Genomic DNA, 1675 nt, shown 5'->3' on the forward strand with positions numbered 1-1675 from the left:
CAAAAGGTTGGGCCACTGGCTTCGGGTGTTACCGACTTTCATGACGTGACGGGCGGTGTGTACAAGGCCCGGGAACGTATTCACCGCAGCGTTGCTGATCTGCGATTACTAGCGACTCCGACTTCATGGGGTCGAGTTGCAGACCCCAATCCGAACTGAGGCCGGCTTTCAGCGATTAGCTCACCCTCACAGGCTCGCGACGCGTTGTACCGACCATTGTAGCATGTGTGAAGCCCTGGACATAAGGGGCATGATGATTTGACGTCATCCCCACCTTCCTCCGAGTTAACCCCGGCAGTCTCTCATGAGTCCCCAACCGAATTGCTGGCAACATAAGACAAGGGTTGCGCTCGTTGCGGGACTTAACCCAACATCTCACGACACGAGCTGACGACAACCATGCACCACCTGTATACAAGCCACAAGGGAAAGACCATCTCTGGCCCGGTCCTGTATATGTCAAGCCCAGGTAAGGTTCTTCGCGTTGCATCGAATTAATCCACATGCTCCGCCGCTTGTGCGGGCCCCCGTCAATTCCTTTGAGTTTTAGCCTTGCGGCCGTACTCCCCAGGCGGGGCGCTTAATGCGTTAGCTACGGCACAGAAGTCGTGGAAGACCCCTACACCTAGCGCCCACCGTTTACAGCATGGACTACCAGGGTATCTAATCCTGTTCGCTACCCATGCTTTCGCTCCTCAGCGTCAGTTACTGCCCAGAGACCTGCCTTCGCCATCGGTGTTCCTCCTGATATCTGCGCATTTCACCGCTACACCAGGAATTCCAGTCTCCCCTACAGCACTCAAGTTATGCCCGTATCGCCTGCAGCTCCGAAGTTAAGCCCCGGTATTTCACAGACGACGCGACAAACCACCTACGAGCTCTTTACGCCCAGTAATTCCGGACAACGCTCGCACCCTACGTATTACCGCGGCTGCTGGCACGTAGTTAGCCGGTGCTTCTTATCTCACTACCGTCAGTTACCCTTCGTCGTGAGCGAAAGAGGTTTACAACCCGAAGGCCGTCATCCCCCACGCGGCGTCGCTGCATCAGGCTTGCGCCCATTGTGCAATATTCCCCACTGCTGCCTCCCGTAGGAGTCTGGGCCGTGTCTCAGTCCCAATGTGGCCGATCGACCTCTCAGTCCGGCTACCCGTCGACGCCTTGGTAGGCCATTACCCCACCAACAAGCTGATAGGCCGCGGGCTCATCCCACACCGCAAAAGCTTTCCACCAGTCACACTAAAGACCGGTCATATTCGGTATTAGACCCAGTTTCCCAGGCTTATCCCAAAGTGCAGGGCAGATCACCCACGTGTTACTCACCCGTTCGCCACTCGAGTACCCTGCAAGCAGGGCCTTTCCGTTCGACTTGCATGTGTTAAGCACGCCGCCAGCGTTCGTCCTGAGCCAGGATCAAACTCTCCATAAAAGATGATAATCAGCCATATGAAAAGCCAAAAACCTAGCAAAACAAACAACCAGCACAAAAATAATGATGATTGTCCAAAAAACAGTTCCTGGTACATCCGACGAGGAAGACACCAAAAACCACAAAAAATTGAGTATTAAAGCGCTTACACAGACCACTCCTGGCCTGCCGGCACCAACACACAACCAAAAAACAAAAAATAAAAGTACTTGGCACACTATTGAGTTCTCAAACAACACACGCACA

At 53.8% G+C, this 1675-nt stretch carries 1 protein-coding gene and 1 rRNA gene (1 of these 2 cut by a window edge); one reads left to right on the top strand and one right to left on the bottom strand.

The features are described 5' to 3' along the window. Positions 1-1429 (bottom strand): 16S ribosomal RNA (locus ACZ6ZO_RS12745); it reaches 192 nt to the left of the window's first position. A gap of 63 nt (positions 1430-1492) precedes the next feature. Here ACZ6ZO_RS12745 and ACZ6ZO_RS12750 point away from each other — a divergent pair. Further along, on the top strand, positions 1493-1675 hold a 183-nt coding region (locus ACZ6ZO_RS12750), incomplete at its 3' end, for a hypothetical protein (RefSeq protein ID WP_465293068.1).

It is taken from the genome of Corynebacterium sp. NPDC104732, from assembly GCF_055583565.1.